Below are 20,778 nucleotides of genomic sequence, written 5' to 3' on the forward strand. Positions count from 1 at the left end.
AGTGTTCGCTATAGGGGGATATCGGGAGTTGGCGTGGTACGGCGGCATGCCGTGCGAAGCCGCGCGCCGTGGGCGTTACGGGCTGCCGTGACATCGTCAGACGGCGGCCTTCTTCAGCCGGCGCCGCTCGCGTTCGGACAGACCGCCCCAGATGCCGAAGCGCTCGTCGTTGGCGAGCGCGTATTCAAGGCACTCGGAGCGGACCTCACACGCGAGGCAGACCTTCTTGGCCTCGCGGGTGGAGCCGCCCTTCTCCGGGAAGAAGGATTCGGGGTCGGTCTGGGCGCACAGTGCGCGCTCCTGCCAGCCGAGCTCCTCGTCCGCCTCCTCGACCAGCAATTCCTGGAACAGCTCGGTCATGTGCGCCCCTCGTCTGTCTTTACGTCCCCGTGATCCAGCCGTGATCGTTTTTGGCTGAACGACACGAGTGAAATTACAAGTGTGCTGATCCGGGCCAGTCAAGCCGAGATCTGCTATTGGGCCTCTTATTCACTCTGTGGAACCAAGCGTATGCGGAAAGTGTTCAAATCATCAAAAACCAGGACACTTCCCCGGGCATGCCGCCCGGCGCTTCCTTCCCACCACGTGAGACGCGACGGGCGGCATTCACGTTGCACCCCGTGCGCCGGTGGGGGTCCCCCCTGCTCCTCAAGAGCTTGGGGGAGGGGAAGATCACAGACGGATCACGGGACCGCAACGGCGTTTGGATGCGCGGTTGATGGGCGACATCTCCCGGCCGACGAGTGCACAAACCTTTCAGCGGACACCGCAACCGGATGAGGTGAAACATCCGCGGCAAACCCGGCGTCCGGTTGACATCGCGCCGCGAACCCGGTCTCCTTGACCGCATGCCAGTGACTCCCGCGCCCCGACTGACCCGTGCCTACGGGTCGCTCTGCGCTGCGCAGGCTCGCTGTCGCTGTTCCAGCTGTTGAAGCCACTGAGCTCCAGCCGTCCCGCTCGCACCACCCCGCAGCGCCCCTGCTTTCTCTGCGAGCCCGCGCCGTGCCCCCACCGGGAAAGCCCGCGCCGCGCCGCACCCCTCCCCCAGCAGCTCCTGTGCCGAGGAACCCGTAACCCCATGAACAGCGACGTCCAGATCGCCGGCGATCCGCTCGCCATCCCCCACCTGCTGCCGCCCGTGCCCGCCCACCCCACCACCGTCGCCGGCTTCGTGGGCCTGGCCCGCTCCATCGCCGCCGACCGCGACAGCTGGGCCCCGCTCGTCCGCTACGACGCCACCACCCGCTGGTACCACCGGCTGCGCACAGGCCCCGGCTACGAGGTGTGGCTGCTGAGCTGGGTGCCCGGCCAGGGCAGCGGCCGGCACGACCACGGGCACTCGTCGGGTGTGCTGACGGTCCTGGAGGGCGAGTTGACCGAACGCGGTGAGGACGGCCCTCGCACGCTGGAGGCCGGCGCCCAGAGGGTCTTCGCGCCGGGGTACGTCCACGAGGTCGTCAACGACTCGCTGGCGCCCGCCGTCAGCCTGCATGTCTACTTCCCCGGACTGACGGACATGCCGATGCACAGTGCCCAGTGCGCACCCTCGGCCCAGGAGACCGCGGCCCGCTGAGCCCGCACCCCTGACACGCCCTCCCGTCGCCCGGCCGCCACCCCTGATGGACCCAGCCTTCGGCTGACACGCCCTCCCGCCACCCGACCACCACCCCTGATGGACTCAGCCTTCGGCTGACACACTGTCCGGCATGCGCATTGTGGTTCTGGCCGGCGGTATCGGCGGCGCCCGCTTTCTGCGGGGACTGAAGGCAGCGGTTCCGGACGCGGACATCACCGTCATCGGGAACACCGGAGACGACATCCATCTGTTCGGGCTCAAGGTGTGTCCCGACCTCGACACCGTGATGTACACCCTCGGCGGCGGCATCAACGAGGAGCAGGGCTGGGGCCGCACCGACGAAACCTTCCGGGTGAAGGAGGAACTGGCCGCCTACGGCGTCGGGCCCGAGTGGTTCGGGCTCGGTGACCGGGACTTCGCGACGCACATCGTGCGCACCCAGATGCTGGCCGCCGGCTATCCGCTGAGCGCCGTCACCGAGGCGCTGTGCGCCCGCTGGCAGCCCGGTGTGCGGCTGCTGCCGATGTCCGACGACCGGGTGGAGACCCATGTCGCCATCGACGAGGACGGCGAGCGCAAGGCGGTCCATTTCCAGGAGTACTGGGTGCGGCTGCGCGCCTCGGTGCCCGCGCACGCCGTGGTGCCGGTCGGCGCCGACCAGGCCAAGCCCGCGCCCGGTGTGCTGGAGGCCATCGCGGCGGCGGACGTGGTGCTCTTCCCGCCGTCCAACCCGGTGGTGAGCATCGGCACCATCCTGGCGGTGCCGGGCATCCGGGAGGCCATCGCGGACGCCGGGGTGCCGGTGGTCGGCCTCTCGCCGATCGTCGGGGACGCCCCCGTACGCGGTATGGCCGACAAGGTGCTGGAGGCGGTCGGCGTCGAGGCGACGGCCGCCGCGGTCGCGCAGCACTACGGTTCGGGGCTGCTGGACGGCTGGCTGGTCGACTCCGTCGACGAGGGCACGGTGGCCGAGGTTGAGGCGGCCGGGATCCGCTGCCGGGCCGTACCGCTGATGATGACGGACGTGGAGGCCACGGCCACGATGGTGCGCGAGGCGCTGGCGCTGGCCGAGGAGGTTCGGGCTTGACTGCTCCCCTCTCTCTGAAGGGGAGGGATTCTCTCCTTCAGGGCTGAGCGGGGATTTCCAGCACACGCTGCCAGACAGGGCGGCGCCCCGCCTGGTCTTACGCGATCAGCACCAGCCGGGTTCAGACCAGCCCGGACGTGGGGGCACCTCCCAGCGGTAGCTGGGCGACATCACGCGGGCGGAGTTCTTGTCCCTGGGCGAGACGGCTCCGCACGCGGTGCAGGCACAGGTTCGTTCGGAAAGAGGTAGTGCGTGCTTGGTTCTCGCTTCGCACTGCGCACAGTCCCTCGTGGTGTGCGCGGGGTGGACCAGATGCACGACGCGGCCGTGCTTGCGGCCCCTCTCGATCAGGGCCGCCTCAGCCGTGCCGATGGCGGCATCGGCGGCCTTGCGGGCCATGGTCGTCTTGGCCAGGAACTTCGGCCGGAAGTCCGCAACGGCCAAAGCGTCGTGGTCGCGGACCACGGACTTGGCCCTTCCCCAAGCTCTCGGCTCCGCTCGAGCAGGGGGAGACCCCATCCGGGCTGTGTCCTGGCGCTGTCGGGCTATCTGCTGGTGCGGCTTCGCCCTGGGCATCCCCGCACGCCGGCACATCGGAAGCCGGTCCTTGATGTCCTTCAGCGCCTTGGCAGGGGACTTGTCGAAGTCCCGTACGAGCTGCTGCTGCGGAACGCTGGAACCCTCCCGCAGCCACGGCGTCATCCGCCTCGCCTCTGTCAGCGTCCCGTCCAGCGCAGCCGGCCCACACTTCTCACCCGCGGTGTGCGCCTTCTTCGACCGTGCCACACACTCGTTCCAGAGCCACCGGCACCTCGCCCACTCACCGGGCAGCGCGGTACGGGCGGGGGACGACACACGCAGACGGTAGGTATACCGGGCGTGCCCGGCAGCCTCGCCCGTCTGCGCTTGCGTCGCCATGTACACGAACCTACCTGGGAGGTATGGCAGTTGAGAGTTCCTGACCTTTACGGGCTGTCTGAAGGCCGGGGCATCCTCGGAGGAATCCAGTGACCGCCCCCCAGGCGCCCGCGTACCGGGTGTGGGCGCTGCCGGGGATTCCGGAGGTGCGGCCCGGCGACGACCTCGTCAAGCTGATCGCCGCGGCGGCCGGCGGCTCCGGAACGTCCCAACTTGCCGACGGGGACGTCCTGCTGGTGACCTCGAAGATCGTCAGCAAGGCGGAGGGCCGGGTCGTCGAGGCCGCCGACCGCGAGGCGGCGATCGACCAGGAGACCGTACGGGTGGTGGCGCGCCGCGGCGCCCTGCGGATCGTGCAGAACCGGCAGGGGCTGGTGATGGCGGCGGCCGGCGTCGATGCCTCCAACACCCCTTCCGGGACCGTCCTGTTGCTGCCGGAGGACCCGGACGCCTCGGCGCGCGCCATCCGGGCGGGCATCCGTACCGAGCTGGGCGTCGACGTCGGCGTCGTCATCAGTGACACCTTCGGGCGGCCGTGGCGCGGCGGGCTCACCGATGTCGCCATCGGGGCGGCCGGGGTGCGGGTGCTGGACGATCTGCGCGGCGGCACGGACGCGCACGGCAATCCGCTCAGCGCCACCGTGGTGGCCACCGCCGATGAACTGGCCGCCGCCGGTGACCTGGTGAAGGGCAAGGCCGCCGGGCTGCCGGTCGCCGTGCTGCGCGGGCTCCCCCATGTCGTCGAGGAGGCGGGCGACGGTGACGGGGCGCGGGCGATGGTGCGAACCGCCGAGGACGACATGTTCCGGCTGGGGACCTCGGAGGCCGTACGGGAGGCGGTGACGCTGCGGCGTACGGTCCGCGCCTTCACGGACGATCCGGTGGATCCGGGGGCGGTACGGCGCGCGGTGGCGGCGGCGATCACCGCTCCCGCGCCGCACCACACCACGCCCTGGCGGTTCGTCCTGCTGGAGTCGCCGGAGTCGCGCACGCGCCTGCTGGACGCGATGCGGGAGGCCTGGGTCGCGGATCTGCGCGCCGACGGGAAGTCGGAGGAGTCCATCGCCAAGCGGATACGGCGGGGCGATGTGCTGCGGAACGCGCCGTACCTGGCGGTGCCGTGCATGGTGACGGAGGGCTCGCACACCTACCCCGACGCGCGGCGCAATGCCGCCGAGCGGGAGATGTTCGTGGTCGCGAACGGCGCCGGGATCCAGAGCTTTCTGGTCGCGCTGGCCGGGGAGCGGCTGGGCTCGGCCTGGATCTCGTCGACGATGTTCTGCCGGGACGTCGTACGGGAGGCGCTCGGGCTGCCCGGGGAGTGGGAGCCGATGGGGGCGGTGGCCATCGGGCGGCCGGCCGGGCCGCCGAAGGAGCGGCCCGCGCGGGACGGCGCGGACTTCATCGTGGTGCGCTGAGCCCGCACCGCCGCGCCGGGAGCCTCACAGCCGCGCGATGTCGCCCACCGGGAAGCGCGGGGCGCGGCGCGGCGGCGCGATGCCGGACAGCAGGATCAGCCGGGCCGCCCGGTGGCGCTGGCCCTCGTACGGGGCGAGGAGTTCGAGCATCTGCTCGTCGGTCGTGCCCCGGCGGCCGGTGAGGGCATAGCCGATGATCTTCGGCAGGTGGAGGTCGCCGACGGTGAGGGCGTCCGGGGCGCCGAGGGTGCGTTGCAGCGTCTCGGCGGCGGTCCACGGGCCGATGCCGGGGAGGGCCGTGAGGCGGCGGGTGGCGGCGGCGAGGTCCATCCGGGCCGCCTCCTCCATGCGGCGGGCGACGCGTACGGCGCGCAGGATCGCGTCGGAGCGCTTGGCGTCGACGCCCGCGCGGTGCCACTCCCAGGAGGGGATCAGGGCCCAGCCGCGGGGGTCCGGCATCACCCGCATCCGGTCCCACGGGCCGGGGGCGGGCTCGCCGTGCCGCTGGAGGAGGAGCCGCCAGGCGCGGTAGGCCTCGTCGGCGGTGACCTTCTGCTCCAGGACCGAGGGGATCAGCGACTCCAGGACCAGGCCGGTCCGGGCGAGGCGGACGCCGGGGTGGCGGCGGCGCGCCTCGTGGACGATGCGGTGCCGGGCGGTGAGCCGCTCCGGCTCGTCGGACTCCCCCAGCAGGTCGGGCAGCCCCTCCAGCAGCCAGTCGGCGCCGGGGCCCCAGGCCTCGGCCTCGACGGTGCCGGCGGCCGGGCGGGCGGCCAGGCGCAGGGTGCCGGGGCCCTGGGGCGTACGGCAGGCCCGCCAGATCTCGTCGCCGCGCACCGCGAAGGCGGGGTCGCCGGGGCCGCGCCGCAGCACGCACAGGGTGCGGTGCAGGTCGTAGGGGCCGGGCGGGACCCAGCTGCGGGCGGGCATGCGGCCAGATTAGGCGATGCCGGGCAGTGCCTTACTGGTCGGAGGAGAAGCGCACCGAGCCCGCCGGGATGTCGGCGCCGCACCAGATGCGGATGCCGTCGCGCAGTTCGTTGTCGGCGCCGATCCGGGCGCCGTCGCCGATGACCGCGCCGTCCAGGACCGTACGGGCCCCGATCCGGGCCCCGGCACCGATCAGGGAGTCCTGAACCTGGGCGCCCGGTTCGATCACCGCGCCCTCGAGGACCGCGCTGCCGTCGATCCGGGCGCCGGCGCCGACGACGGCGCGCGCGCCGATGACGGTGCCGCCGGTGAGCTTGGCGTCCGTGGCGACCTCGGCACTCTCCAGGACGAGGCGGTCGCCGCAGCGGCCGGGGACGGCCGGGGACGGGGCGCGGCCCAGGACCAGGTCGGCGGAGCCGCGGACGAAGGCCTGGGGGGTGCCGAGGTCGAGCCAGTAGGTGGAGTCGACCATGCCCTGGAGGTGGGCGCCGTCGGCGAGGAGACCGGGGAAGGTCTCGCGCTCGACGGAGACCGGGCGGCCGGCCGGGATGGTGTCGATGACGGAGCGGTTGAAGACGTAGGCGCCCGCGTTGATCTGGTCGGTGACGATCTCTTCGGGGGTCTGCGGCTTCTCGAGGAAGGCGGTGACCCGGCCGGTGGCGTCGGTGGGGACCAGGCCGAAGGCGCGGGGGTCCTCGACGCGGGTGAGGTGGAGGGAGACGTCCGCCCCGGAGGTGCGGTGGGTCGCCACCAGGGCCTTGATGTCGAGGCCGGTGAGGATGTCGCCGTTGAAGATCAGCACCGGGTCGCCGGGGGCGGAGTGCAGCCGCTCGGCGACATTGCGGATGGCGCCGCCGGTGCCCAGCGGCTCCTCCTCGGTGACGTATTCCAGGTGCAGGCCGAGGGCCGATCCGTCGCCGAAGTACGGCTCGAAGACCTCGGCGAGGTAGGAGGTGGCCAGGACGATGTGCGTCACCCCCGCGGCGCGGGCCCGCGCCAGCTGGTGCGTGAGAAAGGGCACACCGGCCGCCGGGACCATCGGCTTGGGCGTATGCACCGTCAGCGGGCGCAGCCTGGTGCCTTTGCCGCCGACCAGGAGGATCGCTTCAGTCACCTTGTCGTCTCTGCTTCCTGCTGGGGTCGGCGAACGGCCGACCAGTGTAGGCAGACGGGAATTGCGGCCGCGCTCCGTGGGACATCGGGAGGCGAGCGCGCGTCATGGCCGGTAGGACGTAGCGAACGCGCGAGCGGTTCATCGGTGGCACACCCGGACGGTACCGGACGGTAACTGCCGGTGCCCTGGTCAGCGGCCCTGGAGTTTGGCGGCGGCGGTGCGGGTGGCGGCGAGTTTGTCGTAGAGGCGGTCGCCGGGGCAGGCGGACTGGAAGCCGTCACGATGGCCGGAAATGACGTGCAGTTGGGCGGTTTCACCCTTCTTGAAGAGGTTGCTGCCGGCGGAGGTGAGGCGCACCGTGCCGCGCGGATCGACGCCGGCCAGGCCGAGCTTCCAGGCCGTCAGGGCGGAGACGGCCTCGACGGAGGCCTTGGCCGGTTCCTCCTCGGTGAAGGTGCCGAGGACGGCGATGCCGGTGGTGTCGTCGTTGAAGCCGAGGGTGTGCGCGCCCAGCACCGCCTTGGCGACGCCGCCCGAGCGGCCTTCGTAGATGACGCCGCATTTGTCGATGAGGAAGTTGTAGCCGATGTCCCGCCAGCCGCTGCTCTTGACGTGGAAGCGGTAGATGGCGCGGATCGCCGAAGGGGCCTCTGCGCAGGTGTAGCCGTTGCCGGTCGCGGTGTGGTGGACGAAGGCGGCCTGTACGGCGCCGGTGTAGCCGGCGGTGGGCTCGCGCAGTTTCTCGTCGGCGCCCCAGCCGGCCCGGGTGACGATCCGCGGGCGGGGTCCGATGTACGCCTTGGGAGGGGCGGCCTGGCCGTCGGGCGCCGGCGGGTCGCCCTGGGCCTCCTTCGGGGCCTCGCCCTGGTCCTGCCCCTGGGCCTCCTTTTGCGCCTCCGCCTGTGCCTCGGCCCGGCCGAGGGGCGGGAGTTCGGCGGCCGCGCCGCGCTCGGCGGGCGGGGCCGCTCCCGGGTCGACGAGCTCCAGCTGGAGTCCGCCGGGGACGGGGGCCGGCGCGCGCTCGCCGGACTCCGGGTCGCGGCCGCCGCTCTCGGGGACGCGGTCGCCGGCCTCGGGGGCGATGCGCAGCTGTACGGCGTCGGAGGCGCCGACCCACAGGGGCGCGGTGCTGCCGCGTACCCCGCTGTTGCGGCGCTCGGCGGAGTCGGGGTCGGGGAGGTCGTCGTTGTGACTCTGCACGTCCTGCCAGCCGGACCAGGTGTGGGAACCGGTGGCGCGGGTGCGGACCTGGATCTGGCCGCGCAGCTGGACGTTGGGGTCGTCCCAGACGACGCCGAGGAGCGAGAACGGCCGTACCTCCTTGACCGGCATGACCCGCGTTCCGGGGACGGGGGCGGGCTCGGGCTCGGGCTCGCCGGCGCGCGGGGCGGGCGCGACGAGGTCCTCCAGCGGTACGGACTGGGTGCTGCCCGGCGCGGCGTCGGCGGGCGTGGGGGCGGCGCCGGCCGGGGACTGCAGCGGCAGGGCGAGCGCGGCCGCCGTCAGGGCGCCGAGGGCAGCGGTGAGAAGAGAAGGGCGCATGAACAGCATCCTTGCCACGGCCGAGCGCCCTTTGCCATCGCTGATCTGACGGTGTATCGGCCGAACGGCGGCAGGCGCATGGGCCGAACCGGTGGCCGGGACTGCCGCGCCCGGCCGTTTGCCGGCCGCCGCCGCGCGTACCCTGGCCGCGATGAACGCCACCGATCGCACCCCCGCCGACCTGCTGCGTTCCGCGCTCGCCGCGGACCCGGCCCGCCCGCTGGTGACCTTCTACGACGACGCCACGGGCGAGCGCGTGGAACTGTCCGTCGCCACCTTCGCCAATTGGGTGGCGAAGACCGCCAACTACCTCCAGGGCGATCTGGCCGCCGCGCCCGGCGACCGGCTCGCGCTGCTGCTGCCCGCCCACTGGCAGACCGCCGTCTGGCTGGTGGCCTGCTCGTCGGTCGGCGTCGTCGCGGAGGTCGGCGGCGATCCGGCCGCGGCCGACCTCGTCGTCAGCGGCCCCGACACCCTGGAGGCGGCGCGGGCCTGTTCCGGGGAGCGGGTGGCGCTGGCGCTGCGCCCGCTGGGCGGCCGCTTCCCGCAGCCCCCGGCGGGCTTCGCGGACTACGCCGTCGAGGTGCCGGGCCAGGGCGACCGGTTCGCGCCGTTCGTACCGGTGGACCCGGGCGCGGTGGCGCTGGCCGTCGACGGCGAGGAGCTGACCGGCACGGACATCGGCGAGCGCGCGGCGGCCGACGCCGCGGCCGCCGGGATGCCCGGGGCGCCGCGGGTGCTGTCGGGGCTGCCGTACGACACCTGGCAGGGCCTCTCGTACGGGCTGTATGCGCCGCTGGCGACCGGCGGCTCGGTGGTGCTCTGCCGTCACCTGGAGCGGCTGGAGGCGGACGGGACGACCGCCCGCGAGGCCGACGAGAAGATCACCCACCGGGCGCCGCTCCCGGCCTCCTGACCCCTTTTCCTCCCCCGTCCGGCGGACCGGCCCCCCTGCGAGCGGGCCGGTTCGCCCGATGTGTTCCAGGATTTTGCCTACGTGCAACCATGCGCGGGTTCGTCCGCCGTCACCGTCGGCCGGCACCGCGTGCGGGCGCGACGCCGACTCCGTGAGGGAGGGACGCACAGTTGACCGACCGCCCCAGGACTCCGTCCGGCCGCCAGAGCCCTTCCGAGGGCACCGGCCGGGCGCGGCGGGGTGCCGGTCGCCCGGCGGCGCGCAGCGCGCGGTTCCCCGGCTGGGGCCCGCGGCCGCTGCGCTCGGGGGTGGCGGGCGACGGTCCCGGCCCGCCGCGCACCCCGCCCTCCCCGCTGCACTGGATGCGCCGGGCGGCGCTGGGGACCGCGGCCGCCGTACTGGTCACGGCCGGTACCGGCTGGGGTCTGTACACCAAGCTCAACGGCAATATCCGGTTCGACAGCGACACCCAGAACGAGCTGGAGAAGTACGAGGCCGAGCGGCCCGATGCGGGCCCGCCGAACGTCGAGAACATCCTGCTGATCGGCTCCGACAACCGCGGCGACGGCAACGAGGGGTACGGCGCGGACAGCGGCACCCAGCGCTCGGACACCACGATCCTGCTGCACCTGGCGGCGGACCGGAAGAGCGCCACCGCGGTCAGCATCCCGCGGGACCTGATGGTGCAGGTGCCGCACTGCAAGCGCTCCGACGGCAAGGAGATCGCCGAGCAGACGGCGCAGTTCAACTGGGCGTTCCAGTTCGCCGGGGCCGCCTGCACGATCCGCACCGTCGAGAAGATGACCCGGATCCGGATCACCCACCACATGATCATCGATTTCGTCGGGTTCAAGAAGATGGTGGACGCGGTGGACGGCGTCGAGGTCTGCCTGCGCCGGCCCATCAATGACGAGAAGGCGCATCTGGTGCTGCCGGGCGGTCGGCAGACGCTGCACGGGGAGGATGCGCTCGGATTTGTACGGGCCCGGAAAAGCCTGGGTAACGGCAGTGACACGCAGCGTATGGAACGCCAACAGGAGTTTCTTGGCGCGCTCGTGAAGAAAGTGCAAAGCAATGGTGTGCTGCTCAATCCGACGCGGCTGTATCCGGTGCTGGATGCCGCGACGAGTTCCCTGACCACCGATGCGGATCTGGCTTCGCTCACCGGCCTGTACGAATTGGTCCGCAGCATGCGCAGCATTCCCACGGGCCGGGTGCAGTTCCTGACGGTGCCGCGTCAGGAGTACCGCTACGACCCCAATCGCGACGAGCTGGTGGAGCCCGACGCGGGCCGTCTCTTCGGTGAGCTGCGCAGGGACCGCCCGGTGGCGGTGGCGCCGACGCAGGACCCGGAGGAGACGGCCGCCGCCTCGGACGGGAAACCCGATGATCCGCCCTCGCCGGCCGGCGGTTCGGCGCCGCCCTTTCCGGGGACCACGGCGGAACGCGGGACCTGCGAATAAAGAAGCCGCAAAGGAACCCGCGGCGAACCCGCAGCCTCTCGAATGGATTGGGCGGATTGCCCAGTTGTAGGGAAGTGGAATTTGTCACCGGCGTCGCCGGGCGCTGAACTGGGCGGATAGTGTGAGCGACCCGGCCCGCCCGACCACGGGCCGATGACCATGAGGTCACAAGTATTTGCACGATCGACCGACCGAGCGCCTTGAGGGGGAGGCGCCGCGCCACCGACGGAGGATTCAAGGCACCGTGGACGCGCAAGGCCGTGGGCGGGCGGGCGACGACAACGTCGATCCCGCCGATCAGTGGGTGTTCGATCCCGACACCGGAAATTACGAGCTGCGGCTGGACCCTGCCGGTCGTGCCGCGGACCGGCCCTCCGGCCGTAAGGCCTCCGGTCCCAGACGCGCCCGGAGAAATCCCGCGGAGCGGGGCGGTGACAGCGACACCCGTCCGCTGCCGGTCCAGCGCGACCGCCGTGGCGGTGGCAACGGGCGGCCCACCGGCGGCCGGGCCGAGCGCCGCGCCGCCGCCCGGGGCACGTCGACCGCGATGGCCTCGGGCTCTGCGAGCCGCCGTCGGCCCAAGCCGAAGAAGTCCGGCAAGAAGAAGGCGCTGATCTGGACGTCCGGCGTGCTGGGGGTCGTCCTGGTGGCCGCCGCCACCACGGCGTACGTCATCTACCAGCAGCTGGACGGCAACATCAACAAGGTCGACGTCGGCATCGAGAACGACGCGGTCTCCGACGGCCCGGTCAATCTTCTCGTCATCGGGACGGACTCCCGCGCCGGCAAGGGCAACGCGGGCTACGGCGACATGGGCAGCGTCGGGCACGCGGACACCACGCTGTTGATGCACATCTCCAAGGACCGGTCGAACGCGACCGCGCTGAGCATTCCGCGCGACCTGATCACCGACATCCCCAACTGCCCCACGAAGCAGAAGGACGGCTCGAAGAAGGTCATCCCGGGCGAGCAGCAGGTGCGCTTCAACACCAGCCTCGGCCAGGAGGGCCGGGACCCGGGCTGCACCTGGCGCACCGTGCAGAAGCTGACCGGACTGAAGATCAGCCACTTCATGATGGCCGACTTCAACGCGGTCAAGGAGCTCTCCAATGCGGTGGACGGCGTCGAGGTGTGTGCCGGCAAGGACATCAACGACCCCAAGTCGCATCTGAAGCTGAAGGCCGGCCGGCATGTCGTCAAGGGCGAGCAGGCCCTGGCGTTCGTCCGTACCCGGCACGCCGTCGGCACCGGCAGCGACCTGAGCCGGATCGAGCTCCAGCAGCAGTTCATCGGCTCGCTGATCCGCAAGCTGAAGTCCAGTGCGTTCAGCAGCCCGGGCAAGCTGTACGACGTCGCCCAGGCGGCGACCAAGGCGCTGACCGTCGACACCGGCATCGGCAGCGCGAGCAAGCTGATGGACTTCGGCGACGACATGAAGAAGGTGAACATCAACAAGATCACCTTCGCGACGGTGCCGGTGCTGGACAACCCCCAGGACCCGGCCACCGTGATACTCGACAAGGCCAAGGCCGACCCGCTGTTCCGGATGGTGCAGGCCGACCACGCCCTGGCCAAGGGCAAGAAGTCCAAGGGCAAGAAGGCGCCGGTCAAGAAGGCCCCGCCGGAGCTCGTACGGGTCGATGTCAGCAACGGCGGCGGGCCGATCGGCGCGGCCCAGGAGACCGTCGACTGGCTGCAGAACACCAAGGCCGCCCGGCTCTCCACCAATGCCGGCAACGCCCCGCAGAAGGTGGCCAGGACCGTTCTCGAGTACGCCCCCAACCAGGCCGACCAGGCCGCGACGCTGGCCGACTGGATGGGCCTGCCCAAGAGCGCGCTGAAGAAGTCCTCGCAGGACGCCGGCGACCGCGTGCCGATGAAGCTGGTCCTTGGCAAGGACTTCACGGGCGCGGGCGAGCCGATCGAGGCGCCGACCGAAACCCCGGACGGTGTCCAGAACGTCAATGCAGATGACAAGAACATCTGCGCCAAGTGATCTGAGCGGGATCCGTCCGCCTGCGAAGGCGCCGGGCGCACCACCTAACTGACAACGGGGAGAGGGCCAATGCGGCAGAGCAGTGTGCGCGGTGAGCGATCACCGGAGCAACGCCGGCCCGGAAAAGCACAGCGGCTGGGCTTCGACGACAGCCTGTACGAGGACGGGGAGGGCGGGCTGCCGCCGGATGCGCCCGGCTGGACGCCGGGCGACGACGGCGAGGTGCCGCCCGCGCCCGACGAGGGCGGCGGCCGCGACGGTGGCCGGCGCCGCCGCAAGAAGGGCGGCAAAGGCGGCAAGGGCCGCAAGGCGCTGCGCTGGACGGCGCTCGGCCTCGGCTTCCTGCTGGTCGCCGGGGCGGGCGCCGGTTACTGGTACTACGAGCACCTCAACGCGAACCTCCGCAAGGCCCCGAGAACCCTGGGCGGCAGCGATCTGAAGAAGCCCGACCCCAATGCGTTCGGGCAGACGCCGCTGAACATCCTGCTGCTGGGCTCGGACGGCCGGGACAACAAGGAGAACATCAAGCTCGGCGGCGCCCGCCAGGACGCGGACCGCAAGCCGCTGGCCGACGTCCAGATGCTGCTGCATGTCTCCGCCGACCGCAGCAACATGTCGGTGATATCCATCCCCCGGGACACCCGGGTGACGATCCCCAAGTGCACCGACCCCAAGACCCACGAGAAGTATCCGCAGACCACCGCCGCCATCAACCAGTCGCTCCAGCACGGCGGTCCGGGCTGCACGCTCGCCACCTGGCAGGAGCTGACCGGCATCTACATCGACCACTTCATGATGGTCGACTTCTCCGGCGTGGTGGACATGGCCGATGCCATCGGGGGCGTACCGGTCTGCGTCGACAGCAATGTCTACTCGCACGACAGCAAGGGCCACGGCAGCGGCCTGAAGCTGACCAAGGGCACCCACTCCGTCAAGGGCGTCCAGGCGCTCCAGTGGCTGCGCACCCGCTACGGCTTCGAGGACAACACCGACATCGGCCGGGCCAAGGCCCAGCACATGTACATGAACTCCATGGTCCGCCAGCTCAAGCAGAACGCCAAGCTCACCAACCCCGGCGAACTGAACGACCTGGCGGAGGCCGCGACCAATGCGCTGACCGTCGACGACGGGCTCGACACCGTCAAGAAGCTCTACGACCTGGGCGGCGACCTCAACCGGGTGCCCACCAAGCGCATCACGATGGTCACCATGCCCTGGGTGTACAGCCCCGACGAGTCGTATGTGCTGCCCAAGCCCGGCGACGCGGAGCAGACCTTCGCGATGATGCGCAACGACACCGCGCTGGACGGCAGGGGCGCCAAGAAGAAGCCGGCTCCCGACCCCAAGCCGTCAACTCCCAAGGGGGAGCTGAAGGTTGTCGTCCAGAACGGCACCAACAGCACGGTGACGGGACCGGTCTCCGGCCGCGCGTCCGTCATCCAGCAGCAGCTCGCCCAGCGCGGCTACACCGCCGCCGGCACCGACTCCTCCCTCACCACCCAGGCCGACACCACCATCACGTACCGGGACAAGGCGCAGCGCGGCGACGCCCTCGCGCTGGCCAAGGCGCTCGGCCTGGCCAAGAGCGCGGTGAAGGAGTCCAGCGCGGTCACCCAGATGCGGCTGGTGGTCGGCAACGACTGGCGTACGGGGACGGAGTACCCGAAGAAGCAGGGCGGCGACAAGGACGCGGACAAGGCGCCGGACAGTGCGGATGCGCTCAACGGTGACGACAAGAAGGCGTGCATGAAGGTGAATCCGGACTACTCCTTCTAGCCGGCACCGGTCCGGAGATCCGGCACGGAAAGGGGGCGGGGCGGCCGAAGTGGCCGCCCCGCCCCCTTTCTTGTGCCTGTTGCGCCCTTGCGCCCTACTCGGCCGCGGGCTGCTCGGCCGCGGGCGCGAGGACCGCCGGGCGCCGGCTGGCGATGACCTTCCTGGCGAGCGACCGCGGGCTGGTGAGGAACCCGTAGCCCCAGGACATGTGCATCGTGGCGAGCGCGACGGGGATCTGGGCGCGGGCCTTGAGCGAGAGCCCCTTGCCGGCCGGGAGCGAGCCCGCCACGATGCCCGCCAGGTAGCCGCCGAGGAAGCCGAAGCCCCAGGGGGTGACGGTCACGCCGACCACGGCGCCCGCCGCAATGGCGCACACCGCGGTCGGCGGCGCCAGATAGCGCAGGTTGATCGACCCGGCGTGGTAGCGCGCGACGACGTGCCGCCACTTCCCGTAGTCCTTGTACTGCTTGGCCAGCGCCTTGATGCTCGGCCGCGGCCGGTACTGCACCTTCAGCTCCGGCGAGAACCAGACGCCGCCGCCCGCCTCGCGGATCCGGAAGTTCAGCTCCCAGTCCTGCGCGCGGATGAACTCCACGTTGTAGCCTCCCTGTTGCTCCAGCGCCTCGCGCCGGAACACGCCGAGGTAGACGGTCTCGGCGGGCCCCGCCTTGCCGCCCGTATGGAAGGCGGCGTTGCCCACGCCGATCTTGGAGGTCATCGCGGCGGCGACCGCCTCCTCCCAGGCGCTCTCGCCCTCGGCGTGCATGATGCCGCCGACGTTCTGCGCCCCGGTCTCCTCCAGGAGGCGGACGGCGGTGGCGATGTAGTTCGGCGAGAGCATGCCGTGGCCGTCGACGCGGACGACGACCGGGTGCCGGGAGGCCTCGATCGCTGCGTTCAGCGCGGCGGGCGTGCGGCCCGTCGGGTTGGGCACGGTGTGCACCCGCGCGTCCTCGCTCACCAGCTCGGCGGCGATCTCGTCCGTACGGTCCATGGACGGGCCGAGGGCGATCACCACCTCCATCTCGCCGGCGTACTCCTGCTCCAGGATGTGCCGGACCGAATTGCGCAGGTGTCGTTCCTCATTGAGCACCGGCATGATCACGGAGACGGCCGGGGGCTGCTGCTGCGGCATGGTTCCTCGGGGGGACGGCCCGCGGCGAGCCGCCAGGGGCGGCAGCGTCCGCCGGGAGACTGCGGAATCGCACCTCACGTTACCGCGAACGGGGGACAGGGGCGGACGTCGGACGGGTGGCCGGGCGGCCGGCGCCCGGCGTGTGACGCTTTGCAGTCGATCGTATAGGCCTACGGTGTTCCCGCCGGCTTCACCCGATTCGCCGCCCGTCCCGCCGCGGAGGTGTCCCTCGTGACCGCCCCGTCCCGCTCCTCCCGCCCCACGCAGCGCCGGACCACCCGGCCGACGGGGCGCCGGCGTCCGCCGCGCAAGCGCTGGGGCCTGCGGACCAGCACCGTGGCCGCCGCTCTGCTGCTGGGCGCGGGCGGTGTGGGCCACGCCATGGTCACCGGCGTGGAGACGCGGATCGGCAGGGTGGACGCCTTCCAGGGCATGCCGACGGACGAACGGCCCGGCGGCGGCAGCGGACTGAATTTCCTGGTCGTCGGCACGGACGGCCGCGACAAGCTCACCAAGGAGGAGAAGCGGACGTACCACCTGGGCGGTGTCCCGTGTCACTGCACCGACACCCTGATGCTGGTGCACCTCTCCGCCGAGCGGGACCGCGCCAGCATCATCAGCCTGCCCCGCGACTCCTACGCCGAGGTCCCCGCCCACCGGGACGCCACCGGCCGGCAGCTCCGCAAGCACCCCGTGAAGCTGAATGCCGCGTACGCGGAGGGCGGCCCCAACCTCACCGTCCGGACCGTCGAGCACATGACGGGCGTCCATATCGACCACTACCTGGAGGTCGATTTCACCAGCTTCATGCGGAGCGTGGACGCGGTCGGCGGCGTGGAGATCTGCACCCCGCGCCCGCTCAGGGACAGCTTCACGGGCCTCGACCTGCCCGCCGGCAAGACGCTCCTCGGCGGCGGGCAGGCCCTCCAGTACGTCCGCTCCCGCCATATCGACGCCTCCGCCGACCTGGGCCGGATGCACCGCCAGCAGCGCTTCCTGGCGTCCCTCATCCACAAGATCACCTCCTCCGGCGTCCTGATGAACCCCATCCGCTTCAAGGACGTCGCCGAGACGATGCTGGAATCCGTACGGGCCGACTCCGGGTTCGAGGCCAACGACCTGGTCGACCTCGGCCAGGCCATGCGCGGCTTCACCCCGTCCTCCTCGGAATTCGTCTCGGTCCCCCTGGCCAAGGAGAATCTGCGGCTGCCGGGCGGCGGCGAGGCCGTCCGCTGGGACCCGGTGGCCGCCCAGCAGCTCTTCCAGGCCGTACGCGACGACAAGCCGATCGCCCTGCGCCCGGCCATGAACACGAAGAAGCCGCAGGCCACGGTCGTGGACGTGCCGCCGTCACAGATCAAGGTCCAGGTCGACAACGGCACCAAGCGGCCCGCCCTCGGCGACACCGTCGCCAAGGCCCTGCGCGCCACCGGCTTCCTCGGTGCCGGCGTCCCCGGCACCACGGCGGGCGGCGCGGCGCCCCGTACGGTCATCGACTACGACCCGCGCTGGGACCGCTCGGCCCGCTCGCTGGCCGCCGCGCTGCCCGGTGCGCAGCTGCGCCCGGTGGCGGGCCGCGGGCCGGTGCTCCACGTGACGGTCGGCAACGACTTCAAGGCGGTGACTCCGGTCAGGGCGGAGCGGCCGCCGCAGAACCCGGGCGGCGTCGGGGCCATCACCGGCGACGAGGCGGTGTGCGAATGACCGTTCCCGCACCCCGCCGTACGGTGCCCCCACGCCGCAGGGGACCCCGCCCGCTCACCGGCCGCCCGGCCGGGCACCACTACGTCCCCCGCGCCGGCGCCACGCTCGCCGCCCTGTGCCTGGTCGCCGCCTCCGCCGCCGCGGCCCCACCGGCCCCCGCCGCCCCGACCGGCTGTGGCGACCTGGCCAACGGGCGGCTGTGCCTGCACGGCCCGGTGGGCGCCACGGGCAGATACACCACGTCCTACCGGCGGAACGAGGCCGGCCCGGCCGCCGATTTCTCCGTACGCCTCGGCTACCAGCGCAAGAACACCAGGATCACCGCCTTCCCCGGCTGGTTCGGCGCGCGCCGCCTGCGGCACGGCTCCGCCGCCCTCGCCGGCCGCGTGGAGATGCTGCCGGACGAATGCATCCGGGGCGTCTTGGAGCACATCGAGACCGTCTTCGTCACCAAGTGGAGCTGCGCCTGATCCCCAGGTCCACGTCACCGGCCCCGCCCTAGGAGCGCACCATGTGGCAGGCAGCAGTACTGGCCGTCTCCCCCACCACCGTGGCGCTCTTCCTCGTCGCCATGGCGATGCTGGCCCTGTCCCTCGCCGTCTGGACCGCCCTCACCCCCGCCGGAACCGCCCCCCGCACCACGGCCGCCGCCCTCCTGGCCGGCTGGCTCCTGCTGCTCCTCTTCGCGACGCTGACCCCCACCCAGCCGGTCGGCTCCGGCGACGCCACCCTGTGGTGGCGGCCCGGCGAGGCCCTCTTCGCCCCCGGCGCACCGCCCCAGCCCCAGGAACTGGCGACTCTGATCCGCCAGCACATCGCCGGCGCCGCCGTGTACGTGCCGGGTCCCCTGCTGCTGCGCTGCGCGGCGCCCCGCCGGTCGGCCGCCGCCGCGTTCCTGCTCGGCGTCGGCCTGTGCGGCTGCCTCGAGACGGTCCAGCTGCTGATGCGGGCCGGGCGGATCGCCGACATCGACGACGTCCTGGGCGCGGCGGCAGGGACGGCGGTCGGGGCGGGGCTGGGGCTGCTGGCGCGGGTGGCGGTGGCCCGGCGGGGCGCGGGGGCTAGGGAGCCGGGACGTCCACCAGCCGCAGATGGAGTGATTTCAGGCCGTTGATGAAGTTCGACACCAGCCGCCGCGGCGGACCGGAGACCGTCAGCGCGGGCAGCAGGCGGCACGTCTCCTCGTACAGCACCCGCAACTGCAGCCGGGCGAGGTGCGCGCCCAGGCAGACGTGCGGGCCGTCGCCGAACGAGACATGGGGATTGGGGGTACGGGCCGGGTCCAGCCGGTGCGGGGCGGCGAAGACCCGTTCGTCGTAGTTGGCGGAGCCGTGGAAGACGACGACCTTGTCGCCGGCGTGTATCGGGCGGCCGGCCAGTTCGGTGTCGCAGGCGGCGGTCCGTCGGAAGCTGAGCACCGGCGGATGCCAGCGCAGCAGCTCCTCCACGCAGTCCGCCGTCGGCACGGCCCCGGTGCGCAGCGCGCGGTAGGCGTCCGGGTGCCGGGCCAGTGCCAGCAGGCCGCCGGGGGCCGCGCTGCGTACGGTGTCGTTGCCCGCGATGGTCAGCAGGAAGAAGAACATCTCCAGCTCGGGCGTGGCCAGTTCGCGGTCCGCCGCGAGGACGGTCATGACGTCGTCGCCCGGATGCTCCCGCTTGTGGGCGGCCAGCTCCCGTGCGAAGGCGAACATGTCCTGGAGCAGGGCGGGAGAGCGCGGGTCGGCCGGACGCCCGTGAGGGCCGGCCGTGGCCGGGCCGGCTTCGTCCGGGTCCTGGTAGCCGATGACGCGCCGGGTCCAGTCCAGGAGCAGCCCCCGCTCACCGGGCGGCACGCCGAGCAGGTCGGCGAGGTTGAGCAGCGCGTAGTCGTCCGTGACCTGGCCGACGATGTCGCAGACCCCGTCCCCGGCGCGCGCCGCCCCGACCGCCGCCGTCAGCAGGCCGCGGGCCCGCTCCCGTACTGCGGCCTCGAAGCGGTCCACGCGGCGCGGGGTGAAGGCCCGGCTGACCAGCCGGCGCAGCCGACCGTGGTGCGGGGGGTCCTGGTTGAGCATCATGCGGCGGATGAACGGCAGGTCGGCGGGGTCGGGATCGCGGATCTGGGTGGCGCCCAGGTGGGAGGAGAAGGTGCGGGCGTCCTTGAGGACCCGTACGACGTCGGCGTGCCGGGTCACCGCCCAGAAGCCGGGCCCGGCGGGCCAGCCGAGGACCTCGGGCTCCTCCTGCCAGGCCACCGGGTGCCTCTCGCGCAGGAGCCGGTACGCGGCGTGCGGCAGGCCGTCGGCGTAGCGGCGCGGATCGAAGACGTCCCAAACCTCTGGCACATCCGGTACGCCCGGTACACCGGTGACGTCCGGCACGGTCATCGGGCTTCCGGCCGGTCGACGGGAGCGGCCGCCCGGCCGTCCCCGTCGGCCCGCAGGAAGTCCTCCACGGCCCGGATCAGCTCCAGCGGCGTCTCGTCCATGGCGTAGTGCCCGGCCGCCGGCAGTTCGACCAGCTCGCCGGTGGCGTACCACTGCAGCCATGTCCGGCGCATCAGCTCGGCGCTCAGCGCGGGATCCAGCGCCCCGGTCACCGCCAGCGCCGGTACCGTCGAGCCCTCGACCTCGGCGGCGAAGCCCTCACCGGCCCAGGAGTCCAGCCAGGCCCGGAACGCCTTGGGGTCGCTGCACTCCAGCGACCGGCGCACCATCCGGTCCAGCCAGGGCGCGGGGCGCCGCCCGCCGGTGGTGAGGTCGAGGATGACCCGCCGGTTGTCCGGGCTGTGGGCAGCGGCGGAGAACAGCTCCCACTGCTCCGGCGGCATCGGCAGCCCGGAGGCGGGGACCGGCGAGATGCCGACGAGCCTGCGGACGCGGTGCGGTGCGGCGGCCAGTACGCGCTGGGCGACGCTGCCGCCCATCGAATGGCCGATCACCGAGAACCGCTCCCAGCCCAGCCGGTCGGCGAGCGCCAGCACATCGGCGGCCCCCTCGCCCGTGGTGTACGCGCCGGCCGCGTCCTTCGCCTCGCCGTAGCCGCGGAGGTCGACCAGTGCGTACTGGAAGGCGTCCCGGTCGAGGTCCGGCAGGACGGGGTCGTAGGCGGCGCGGTCGGCGAGCCATCCGTGGACGGCGATGACCTTGTGCGATCCCCGGCCGTACAGGGCATGGGGCAGTACGAAGGAAGCCACGCTCACTCCAGAGGTGTGACGGAAA

17 protein-coding genes and 1 pseudogene are annotated in these 20,778 nt (G+C 72.2%); 10 read left to right on the forward strand and 8 right to left on the reverse strand.

What is annotated here, in order from left to right; all coding sequences use genetic code 11:
* Nucleotides 1–96 precede the first annotated feature (96 nt).
* Nucleotides 97–360 (reverse strand): WhiB family transcriptional regulator, encoded by a 264-nt coding sequence (locus AB0D04_RS15400; protein ID WP_003983763.1) that lies wholly within the window; start codon nucleotides 358–360, stop codon nucleotides 97–99.
* A 721-nt stretch (nucleotides 361–1,081) separates the two neighbouring features.
* On the opposite strand from AB0D04_RS15400, the gene AB0D04_RS15405 reads away from it, so the two are divergent.
* Both AB0D04_RS15405 and cofD read left to right on the forward strand, forming a co-directional pair.
* Nucleotides 1,082–1,576, forward strand: coding sequence for a cysteine dioxygenase family protein (locus tag AB0D04_RS15405; protein WP_362703071.1), 495 nt, complete (start codon nucleotides 1,082–1,084; stop codon nucleotides 1,574–1,576).
* A 133-nt stretch (nucleotides 1,577–1,709) separates the two neighbouring features.
* The gene (cofD, locus tag AB0D04_RS15410) at nucleotides 1,710–2,666 is read left to right on the forward strand and encodes a 2-phospho-L-lactate transferase (protein WP_362703072.1); all 957 of its coding nucleotides are present in this window, start codon (nucleotides 1,710–1,712) and stop codon (nucleotides 2,664–2,666) included.
* 80 nt (nucleotides 2,667–2,746) lie between these two features.
* On the opposite strand, the pseudogene AB0D04_RS15415 reads toward cofD, so the two are convergent.
* Nucleotides 2,747–3,584, reverse strand: a pseudogene (locus AB0D04_RS15415) (transposase); the annotation flags it as partial.
* Nucleotides 3,585–3,673: 89 nt separating this feature from the next.
* Here AB0D04_RS15415 and AB0D04_RS15420 point away from each other — a divergent pair.
* Entirely contained in the window at nucleotides 3,674–5,002 is a 1,329-nt protein-coding gene (locus AB0D04_RS15420) for a coenzyme F420-0:L-glutamate ligase (protein WP_362703074.1), read from the forward strand.
* 24 nt (nucleotides 5,003–5,026) lie between these two features.
* Here AB0D04_RS15420 and AB0D04_RS15425 read toward each other — a convergent pair whose 3' ends face one another.
* From AB0D04_RS15425 to AB0D04_RS15435, 3 genes are all read right to left on the reverse strand, one after another.
* Nucleotides 5,027–5,932 (reverse strand): DNA-3-methyladenine glycosylase 2 family protein, encoded by a 906-nt coding sequence (locus AB0D04_RS15425; RefSeq protein WP_362703075.1) that lies wholly within the window; start codon nucleotides 5,930–5,932, stop codon nucleotides 5,027–5,029.
* A gap of 31 nt (nucleotides 5,933–5,963) precedes the next feature.
* Complete coding sequence (locus AB0D04_RS15430; RefSeq protein ID WP_362703077.1) at nucleotides 5,964–7,046, reverse strand: NDP-sugar synthase; 1,083 nt, start codon at nucleotides 7,044–7,046, stop codon at nucleotides 5,964–5,966.
* Nucleotides 7,047–7,235: 189 nt separating this feature from the next.
* Nucleotides 7,236–8,588, reverse strand: a complete 1,353-nt coding sequence (locus AB0D04_RS15435; RefSeq protein ID WP_362703079.1) for an N-acetylmuramoyl-L-alanine amidase — start codon at nucleotides 8,586–8,588, stop codon at nucleotides 7,236–7,238.
* A 151-nt stretch (nucleotides 8,589–8,739) separates the two neighbouring features.
* On the opposite strand from AB0D04_RS15435, the gene AB0D04_RS15440 reads away from it, so the two are divergent.
* The 4 genes from AB0D04_RS15440 (at nucleotide 8,740) to AB0D04_RS15455 (ending at nucleotide 14,739) form a co-directional block, all read left to right on the forward strand.
* Nucleotides 8,740–9,504 (forward strand): TIGR03089 family protein, encoded by a 765-nt coding sequence (locus AB0D04_RS15440; RefSeq protein ID WP_362703081.1) that lies wholly within the window; start codon nucleotides 8,740–8,742, stop codon nucleotides 9,502–9,504.
* Nucleotides 9,505–9,812: 308 nt separating this feature from the next.
* Nucleotides 9,813–10,967 carry an LCP family protein gene (locus AB0D04_RS15445; RefSeq protein WP_362703168.1) on the forward strand — a complete coding sequence of 385 codons (1,155 nt, stop codon included), beginning with the start codon at nucleotides 9,813–9,815 and terminating at the stop codon, nucleotides 10,965–10,967.
* Nucleotides 10,968–11,211: 244 nt separating this feature from the next.
* Complete coding sequence (locus tag AB0D04_RS15450; protein ID WP_362703082.1) at nucleotides 11,212–12,963, forward strand: LCP family protein; 1,752 nt, start codon at nucleotides 11,212–11,214, stop codon at nucleotides 12,961–12,963.
* 69 nt (nucleotides 12,964–13,032) lie between these two features.
* Nucleotides 13,033–14,739 carry an LCP family protein gene (locus AB0D04_RS15455; RefSeq protein ID WP_362703083.1) on the forward strand — a complete coding sequence of 569 codons (1,707 nt, stop codon included), beginning with the start codon at nucleotides 13,033–13,035 and terminating at the stop codon, nucleotides 14,737–14,739.
* Nucleotides 14,740–14,833: 94 nt separating this feature from the next.
* Here the strand turns inward: AB0D04_RS15455 and AB0D04_RS15460 are convergent, their stop codons facing one another.
* On the reverse strand, nucleotides 14,834–15,874 hold the full coding sequence (locus tag AB0D04_RS15460; RefSeq protein ID WP_362703085.1) for a glycosyltransferase family 2 protein: 1,041 nt from the start codon (nucleotides 15,872–15,874) through the stop codon (nucleotides 14,834–14,836).
* 231 nt (nucleotides 15,875–16,105) lie between these two features.
* Here AB0D04_RS15460 and AB0D04_RS15465 point away from each other — a divergent pair, with 231 nt between their 5' ends.
* Genes AB0D04_RS15465 through AB0D04_RS15475 form a run of 3 tightly spaced genes read left to right on the forward strand, consistent with a single transcriptional unit; the run spans nucleotide 16,106 to nucleotide 18,692 of the window.
* A complete protein-coding gene (locus AB0D04_RS15465) occupies nucleotides 16,106–17,578 on the forward strand; it encodes an LCP family protein (protein ID WP_362703086.1) in 1,473 nt (490 codons plus the stop codon).
* The gene (locus AB0D04_RS15470) at nucleotides 17,575–18,048 is read left to right on the forward strand and encodes a hypothetical protein (RefSeq protein ID WP_362703087.1); all 474 of its coding nucleotides are present in this window, start codon (nucleotides 17,575–17,577) and stop codon (nucleotides 18,046–18,048) included. The genes AB0D04_RS15465 and AB0D04_RS15470 overlap by 4 nt, the downstream gene beginning before the upstream one ends.
* A gap of 41 nt (nucleotides 18,049–18,089) precedes the next feature.
* Nucleotides 18,090–18,692 (forward strand): VanZ family protein, encoded by a 603-nt coding sequence (locus AB0D04_RS15475; RefSeq protein ID WP_362703089.1) that lies wholly within the window; start codon nucleotides 18,090–18,092, stop codon nucleotides 18,690–18,692.
* On the opposite strand, the gene AB0D04_RS15480 is transcribed toward AB0D04_RS15475, so the two are convergent.
* Nucleotides 18,640–19,944, reverse strand: a complete 1,305-nt coding sequence (locus AB0D04_RS15480) for a cytochrome P450 (RefSeq protein ID WP_362703091.1) — start codon at nucleotides 19,942–19,944, stop codon at nucleotides 18,640–18,642. The genes AB0D04_RS15475 and AB0D04_RS15480 overlap by 53 nt on opposite strands.
* A complete protein-coding gene (locus AB0D04_RS15485) occupies nucleotides 19,941–20,753 on the reverse strand; it encodes an alpha/beta hydrolase (RefSeq protein ID WP_362703093.1) in 813 nt (270 codons plus the stop codon). Before AB0D04_RS15485 ends, AB0D04_RS15480 begins: the two co-directional genes overlap by 4 nt.
* Nucleotides 20,754–20,778 lie beyond the last annotated feature (25 nt).

Source organism: Streptomyces sp. NPDC048483, assembly GCF_040651455.1.
Taxonomy (GTDB): domain Bacteria; phylum Actinomycetota; class Actinomycetes; order Streptomycetales; family Streptomycetaceae; genus Streptomyces.